The organism is Parvibaculum sp. (assembly GCF_035325945.1).
In the GTDB taxonomy this organism is placed as follows: Bacteria; Pseudomonadota; Alphaproteobacteria; order Parvibaculales; family Parvibaculaceae; genus Parvibaculum.
Window position 1 is genome coordinate 68,749 of record NZ_DAOKYX010000013.1, and the last position, 7,669, is coordinate 76,417.

Genomic DNA, 7,669 nt, shown 5'->3' on the forward strand with positions numbered 1-7,669 from the left:
GGTTTCGCGGCCGCCTTAGCCGTTGCCTTCGCGGCGGGCGCCTTCTTCGCTGTCTTCACGTCCGGCTTCTTCGGTCCAACCGTCTTCGCCATGAGTACCTCTCCAGTCGCTTGCCTCACCCTGCGGGCCCGACGCCGCCCGCCCGGCCTCCAATATGCATGAGCGTCGCTCAATGAACATCGTAAACAAATACATGGTGTCCAGTCAGGCTGCCCCAAATCAGAAGACTTGAGCGGGGCCTGCGAGTAAAACAACACGAAACGCACTCGTCCGATCGGCTTCAAGGCCATGACGAGCAAGAGGGGCCAGTCGTTTCTTGATTCGACGGACGAGCAAGATCGCTTTGGAGATTGTCGGCGTCGCCGTCGCGGCGATGGCGGTGCTGCTCGCCGTGCTGGCATGGCGGCTCTCGACCGGCCCGATTTCGCTGCCGATCATGAACCAGATGATCGAGGACGCCGTCCGGCGCGATCTGCAGGGCGGCCGTCTGACGGTCGACAACACCGTGCTGATCTGGACGCCGGAGGACCAGCAGCTCGGTTTCCGGCTGGCGAATGTCCGCCTCACCGGCGCGGACGGCAATCTGGTGGCGGCGATCCCCGACCTGCAATTCCGCCTGAGCGTGCCGGCGCTGCTCGTCGGCCGGCTTGCGCCGACCTATGTGGATTTCTACGGCGTGCAGGCCTCGATCGTGCGTCGGCCGGGAACCGGCGTTTCGCTGGGGCTCGCTTCCGCCGGCGCCGCGCCCGCCGCGCCGACCGAGGGCGACGCCTCCGCCTTACTTGCGCCCATGTTCGAGGCGCTTGCGACCGGCAACACGACGAATTCGGTCCTCGGCTATCTGCGCCATGTCGGTATGCGAAACGCGACGCTGCGCTTCATCGACGAGGTCAATGGCATCACCTTCGAGGCGCCCGACGCGAATCTCGCCATGTATCGCGGTGCGGGTGGCGGGGTGGCGGGGTCGCTCATCGCCGACATTCGGATCGGTGACACGATGAGCCACGTCGAACTCAACGGGACGCTGCCGCGCGGCGGTACATCGCTCGAAGTCGGCATGAGGGCGATGAATGTCGTGCCCGCGGCCCTAGCGCGCATGTCTCCCGCCTTTGCCAACTACGCGATGTTCGATGCTCCCATCGGCGCCACGGGCACGCTCAACATGCGTACCGACGGCTCCGTGGCCTCGGCGCGCCTCATGCTCGAAGCTGGCAAGGGCACATTCACCCTGCCGGGCTTGCAGCAGGCGCCGGTGGCGCTCGAAAAGGCGCATGCCGAGATCGCTCTCGATGCGCTCGCGCACCGCCTTGATCTGAAGCAGCTCGTCCTTCAGGCCGGACCTCACAGCGTCTCGCTGGTGGGGCGCGTCGATTACACGCTCGGCGCCGGTCTCAATGTCTCTTCGGCGCGCGTCGAACTTTCTGGCGGCAAGACGACGACACAGATGGCCGGATTTTTTGAAGGCCCGGTCGAACTCGACGATATCCGCTTCGACGGTCTTCTCGACTTCGACAAGCGCTCGCTCGCGATCGATGAGGTGAGCCTCGGCGTCGCGGGCGGGGGACGGATCGCCGCCTCGGGCACGATCGGCGAAGGGCCGCGTTCGCCCTCGGTGAACATGAGCGGCACGATGACGGCGATCCCGGTCGAGACGGTCCGCGCCATCTGGCCGCTTCCCCTCTCGCACAATGCGCGCGAGTGGGTGTCCGAGAACATGAAGGGCGGGATGCTCAACAAGGGTTCGTTTCGCGTCGACGCGCCCGCCGACATGCTGGCCGATGCCGACAATGGCATGGCGATCCCGAACGAGCGCATTCGCTTTGAGTTCGACGTCACCGGCACGACCATCTCCTATCTCGACAAGATGCCGCCCATGACCGGCGTGGCCGCGCGCGGATTGTTGCAGGGGGACCGTTTCGACGCATGGGTCAATTCGGCCTCGGTCGCATTGTCGCCCGGCCGCTCCATCGCCGTCTCGAACGGCCATTTCGCGGATGGCGCTCTCGCGGACAAGCACAGCATCGGTGAGATCGAGCTTTCGGCGACGGGCGCGACCGCCGACATTCTCGGCCTGCTGAACCATGAGCCCCTGAAGCTCATCGGCGGCTTCGGCCTCGATCCGGCGACCGTCGGCGGCAGCGGCACGCTCAGCGCCAGGCTCAGGCTGCCGCTCGTCAAGGACGTGAAGATCGACGATGTGGATTTCTCGGGCAAGGCTCGCGCCGAGAAGATCTCCATCCCGAATATCCAGAAGGACCTTTCCGTCACCGATGGCGCTCTCGATATCGACGTGCAGCGCACCGGCCTCAAGGCGAAGGGAACCGTCAGCATCAATGGCAGCGTGCCGCTGAAGCTCGTCTGGAGCGAGAGCTTCGTTCCGACCCGCGGGCCGGGATCGGTCTTCGAGCTTTCAGGCTATCTCGACGATGCGAGCCGCACCGCCGTCGGCCTTCCGCTCACGGAATTCATTTCGGGAACGGCCGAGGTGCAGGCGAAATTCACCGGTCGCGGTTCCGCGATCACCAATGCCACCGTTCATGCCGAATTGTCGGCCGCGATCGCCAAGGTGGATGACCTCGCCTGGATGAAGCCGGTCGGCAAGCCCGCAACCGCCGACCTCAAGGTCGAATTCATTCGCGACGCCTATCGCATTTCTGATTTCGTGCTGGCGGGAGAGGGCATCGACGCGAAGGGCGGCTTCACCATCGACAATGCCGGGCACATTCTCGCGGCCGATTTTCCGGTCGTGAAGCTCGGCCCCTCGAACGATCTTGCCTTGAAGGCGAAGCGCGATCAGAAGGGCACTCTTGTCCTGGACATCAGCGGCGCGAAGGCCGACGCGCGCGGCCTGATCCAGGATTTCATTTCCGGCTCGGGCGACAAGGCGGAGGCGGAGAAGGCGGCCACGCGGATGCTGACGCCGGAAATGGAGCAGGACCCTTCGCTCCGGTCGCTGATCCGAGCCAATGTGGCCGAAGTGGCCGCGCAGAACGATACGAAGTTCACGGGCCTCAAGGCATCCTTCACCCAGATCGACGGCGAGGTCTTTGTGATGGAGCTTTCCGGCACCGACAGGAATGGCGGGGCGCTCGCCGTGGAGATCAGGGGCGGGGCGGACAGGACGCGCGAATTCTTCATGCACTCGCCCGATGCGGGTTACGTCCTCAGCGCGCTCGATCTGATGACGAGCGCGCGCGGCGGCACGCTGAACGCCAGAGCGGTGATCGACGACAAGCTTCCGGGCTCGCCCATGAAGGGAGAGTTCGCGGCCGACAAGTTCCGTATCGTGAACGCGCCTGTTCTGGCGAGCATCCTGACGCTGGGCTCGCTCACGGGTATCCGCGATACGCTCAATGGCGAAGGGATTTATTTCGATTCGCTAAAGCTCCCCTTCAACGTGACCGGCCACAGGATTCGCGTGGAGGACGCCCGTATGTCCGGCCCCGCCATCGGCCTCACCATGAATGGCGAGATCGACCGCGCGCGAAACGTGACCGTCATGGAGGGCACGCTCGTGCCCGCCTATACGATCAATTCGATTCTCGGCAATGTGCCCTTGCTCGGTCCACTGATCGTCGGCCGGCAGGGCGAGGGCGTCTTCGGCTTCACCTATACGGTGAAGGGCGACATCGACAATCCCAGTGTGATCGTGAACCCGCTCTCCGCCATCGCGCCGGGCTTCCTGCGCCGCCTTTTCGAGTTTTCCAAATCTCTGCCGCCGGAGGCACCGGCGCCCGTCGCGCCTTCAGAGGCGGAGACGCCGGAGCCGCGCCCCGTACCGCTACCCGCGGTGAGGCCCGAAGCGCCGCCCGCGGCCCCGCTTGCGCCCGCGAACGGAACGGCGCCAAAACAATAGTGCGGAGTACCGATTTAATTTGCGGAGTTTTTCTCCGCATATAGGATAGGGTCATTGGCATATGGACGGCGGAGGAGGAGACGATGTCCACAAACCAGAAAATGACCGTGGATTCTGCTTATGAGGCGGTGGCCCCGGACGACTTTCCGGCCATGATGGATGTGGAGCGCTATGGGCAGCGTTCGGCCGCATTCGACAAGATCATCTCGGCGACCCATGACCATTTCTGGGATCCGCTCGATCCCAAATATATCGACTTCAACGATAGCTGGGACCTCGACAACCAGTTGCTGATGCCGGCGGACTTCAACATGGAGTTGAAGACGGCCGTTTCCGATAAGCTCGACGAGAAGCAGAAGATCTATCTCGTCAACGAATCCGTCCGCTGGACCATGTCCTCGATCCTTCATGGCGAGCAGGGCGCGCTCGCGCTGTCGGCGAGCCTCTGCCACATTCTGAAGGATCCGGGCGCGCAGGAATATGCCGCCAACCAGACGCGCGAGGAAGCGCGCCACGTCACCGGCTTCGCCAAATACATTCAGGCCCGCTGGGGCAAGCCGAAGCCCTGCGGCGTCGTTCTCGAAAAGCTTCTCTGCGAGATCGTGGCGACCCCGCTCGTCTGGAAGAAGCTCGTCGGCATGCAGATGATCGTCGAGGGCCTCGCCATGGGGACTTTCGCGACCTTCTACGCCAAGACGAACGATCCGCTGATGCGCAAGCTGATGCAGTTCGTGATGACGGACGAAGCCTTCCATCACAAGTTCGGCAAGATCTGGGCCGATCGCACCGTGCCGAAGCTGCCGGAAAACGAACGCAATCTGATCGAGGACTGGGCGCTTGAAGTCTTCATGATGCTCATGCGCAATTCGACGGGCCCCGAGCAGAAGAAGGAAATCTACGAGCGCATCGGCCTCGATTGGCGCTGGGTGCAGGGCGCGCTCGCCGAAGCCCTCACCGACAGGAACATGCGCAAGGAACTTCAGGAATCGACAAACGTGTTCCGTGTGCTGATCAAGACGCTGCTCAAGGCCGGAATTGTCACAAAGCGCACCGCGCATTACTACGCCGCCTATGTCGACATGGAAGAACTCTATGGCGAAGGCGACCGCATGGTGGGCGACGACATTGCCGAGGAGGGCATCCGCTATCTGCGCGAGATCAATGGCGCGGGCGGGCAGGCAGCGATCTATGCGCTTGGCGGTCAGGCGGCCGAATAGCCGCTGAACTGGCCTCGCGGGCGCGGTTTGCGCCCTCGACATATCAGCGCCATGGCCCGACAAGCCCGGGTCATGGCGCTTTTCCTTGGTTCAGCCTTTCGCCTTCAGAAGAACGTGGCGCTTCTTGCCGAGCGAGAGCTTGATGATGCCGTCGCCGGTAAGGTTCGCGCCTGTCAGCGCCAGCCGCTCGTCGGAAACCGCCTCATCATTCAGGCGAACGGCGCCGCCCTTGATCTGGCGGCGCGCGTCGCTGGTCGAGGAGACGAGCCCCGCGGTCACGAGCGCGTTGAGAATGCCGAAACCTGCATCGAGGCTCGCGGCCTCGATCTCGACCGTCGGCAGGTCGGCGCTGATCGTTCCTTCCTCGAAGGCTGCCCGCGCGGCGGCGGCGGCTTTTTCGGCCTCTTCGCGGCCATGCAGCATCGCGGTCGCTTCGGTGGCCAGCACCTTCTTCGCCTCGTTGAGTTCCGCGCCCTCGAGCTTTTCGAGCCGCGCAATCTCCCCGAGCGGCAATTCGGTGAAGAGCCGGAGGAAGCGGCCGACATCGGCGTCTTCCGTGTTGCGCCAGAACTGCCAGTAGTCGAAGGGCGCGCGCATGTCTGCGTTGAGCCAGACGGCCCCTTGCGCGGTCTTGCCCATCTTGGCGCCGGAGGCGGTGGTGATGAGCGGGCAGGTGAGGGCGAAGAGGTCGAGGCTCGCCGCGCGGCGCCCGAGTTCGAGCCCGTTGACGATATTGCCCCACTGATCCGAGCCGCCCATCTGGAGCCGGCAGCCATAGCGCTTGCCAAGTTCGACGAAGTCGTAGGCCTGGAGGATCATGTAGTTGAATTCGAGGAAGGAGAGCGGCTGTTCGCGCTCCAGCCGGAGCTTTACGCTGTCGAAGCTGAGCATGCGGTTGACCGAGAAGTGGCGGCCATAATCGCGCAGGAAAGCGATGTATTCGAGCTTGTCGAGCCACTCGGCATTGTTGACCATGATCGCGTCGGTCGGACCGTCGCCGAAGGCGAGGAACCGCGTGAAGACAGTCTTGATCGAGGCCATGTTGGCGGCGATCTGCTCGTCAGTCAGGAGCTGGCGCGCCTCATCCTTGCCTGAAGGATCGCCGACCTTCGTGGTTCCGCCGCCCATCAGCACGATGGGCTTGTGGCCTGCCTGCTGGAGCCGGCGCAGCATCATGATGCCCATGAGATGGCCGACATGAAGGCTCGGTCCCGTGCAGTCGAAGCCGATATAGGCGGTGACGGTTTCCCTGGCGGCATAGGCATCCAGAGCCTCCGGATCGGAGATCTGGTGAATGAAACCGCGCGCATCGATTTCGCGCAGGAAGTCGGACTTGAAATTGCTCATGATCGGCTCGATTGACGCTGATGCCATAGGCATGAAGGAACCGGTGGTGTATCACGCTTTTTCGACAGGGAAAAACGGGCAAACGCCATGATCCGCGCCATTGGCCTGATGAGCGGCACCTCGCTCGACGGCATCGACGCCGCCATTCTCGACACGGATGGCGAGCATGTCGTGCGCCCCGGCCACAGCCTCGGCATACCCTATTCGGCGGAGGAGCGGGCGGTGCTGCGGCAGGCGCTCGAGGCCGCCAAGGGCTGGGAGCCCGGCGAGCAGATGCCCGAAGCCGTCGCCGAGGCGGAGCGGCTGCTCACGCTCGCCCATGCGGTCGCGGTCCGCCGCCTGCTCGATGAGGCGGGGCTTGCGCCCCCCCATGTGGGGGGCGGCCGGTTTCACGGCCAGACCCGCCCCCCTCAACCCGAGCCGGGCCGGGCGGGGCAGAGCCGCATGGGTGAGGCGCTCGCCTCCCTCGTCGGCATAGATGTCGTCAATGATTTCCGCTCGGCGGATGTTGCTGCGGGCGGCCATGGCGCGCCGCTCGTGCCGCTCTATCATCAGGCTCTGGTGCGGAGCGCGGGCATCAGGGAGCCCGTTGCGATCGTCAATATCGGCGGTGTCGGCAACATCACCTATGTCGCGCCGGAAGGAGGGCTCATCGCCTTCGATACGGGGCCCGGCAATGCGCTCATCGACGATTGGGCGCATCGCCACACGGGCGAGCCCGTCGATCTCGACGGCGCGCTTGCGGGCGCGGGCGAGGTCGATGTCGAGATACTGCGCGAATTGATGGCGCATGATTTCTTCGAGGCGCCGCCGCCGAAATCGCTCGATCGCTTTTCCTTTTCGCCCGCTGCCGTCGAGCGCCTCTCGCCGCCCGATGGCGCGGCGACGCTGACGGCGTTCACCGTCGAGGCGATTGCGCGCGGCGTCGCGCATATTCCGGGCGTTCCCTCGCGCTTCATCGTCTGCGGGGGTGGGCGGCGCAATCCGGTGCTGATGCGGATGCTCTCGAAGCGCCTCCAGGGCGGCGTGCTTCCGGCGGAGGATCTGGGCTGGCGGGGCGACGATGTGGAGGCGGAAGCCTTCGCCTATCTCGCTGTCCGCTCGCTCCGCGGCCTGCCGCTCAGCCTTCCGACCACGACCGGCGTGCCGGAGCCGATGCCCGGAGGAAGGCTCCACAGGGCCGGGCGCTCCTAAAGGCTGACGCCGAACCTCGCCGCGATCCAGATGGTTGCGAGATAAAGCAGCACGG

The 7,669-nt window shown here is 64.5% G+C and carries 4 protein-coding genes; 3 read left to right on the forward strand and 1 reads right to left on the reverse strand.

What is annotated here, in order from left to right; translation table 11 throughout:
* Positions 1 to 343 precede the first annotated feature (343 nt).
* A complete protein-coding gene (locus tag PKA57_RS08590) occupies positions 344 to 3,856 on the forward strand; it encodes an AsmA-like C-terminal domain-containing protein (protein WP_324299538.1) in 3,513 nt (1,170 codons plus the stop codon).
* 101 nt (positions 3,857 to 3,957) lie between these two features.
* Positions 3,958 to 5,073 (forward strand): ferritin-like domain-containing protein, encoded by a 1,116-nt coding sequence (locus PKA57_RS08595; protein WP_324299550.1) that lies wholly within the window; start codon positions 3,958 to 3,960, stop codon positions 5,071 to 5,073.
* 90 nt (positions 5,074 to 5,163) lie between these two features.
* Here the strand turns inward: PKA57_RS08595 and tyrS are convergent, their stop codons facing one another.
* On the reverse strand, positions 5,164 to 6,420 hold the full coding sequence (tyrS, locus tag PKA57_RS08600; protein ID WP_324299540.1) for a tyrosine--tRNA ligase: 1,257 nt from the start codon (positions 6,418 to 6,420) through the stop codon (positions 5,164 to 5,166).
* Positions 6,421 to 6,507: 87 nt separating this feature from the next.
* Between tyrS and PKA57_RS08605 the strand changes: the two genes are divergently transcribed.
* Positions 6,508 to 7,614 (forward strand): anhydro-N-acetylmuramic acid kinase, encoded by a 1,107-nt coding sequence (locus PKA57_RS08605; RefSeq protein ID WP_324299542.1) that lies wholly within the window; start codon positions 6,508 to 6,510, stop codon positions 7,612 to 7,614.
* Positions 7,615 to 7,669 lie beyond the last annotated feature (55 nt).

Bases quoted from the DNA above. Each gene is read 5' to 3' on its own strand.
- PKA57_RS08595 (WP_324299550.1), top strand. From the start codon at position 3,958: ATGACCGTGGATTCTGCTTATGAGGCGGTGGCCCCGGACGACTTTCCG.
- tyrS (WP_324299540.1), bottom strand. From the start codon at position 6,420: ATGAGCAATTTCAAGTCCGACTTCCTGCGCGAAATCGATGCGCGCGGT.
- PKA57_RS08605 (WP_324299542.1), top strand. From the start codon at position 6,508: ATGATCCGCGCCATTGGCCTGATGAGCGGCACCTCGCTCGACGGCATC.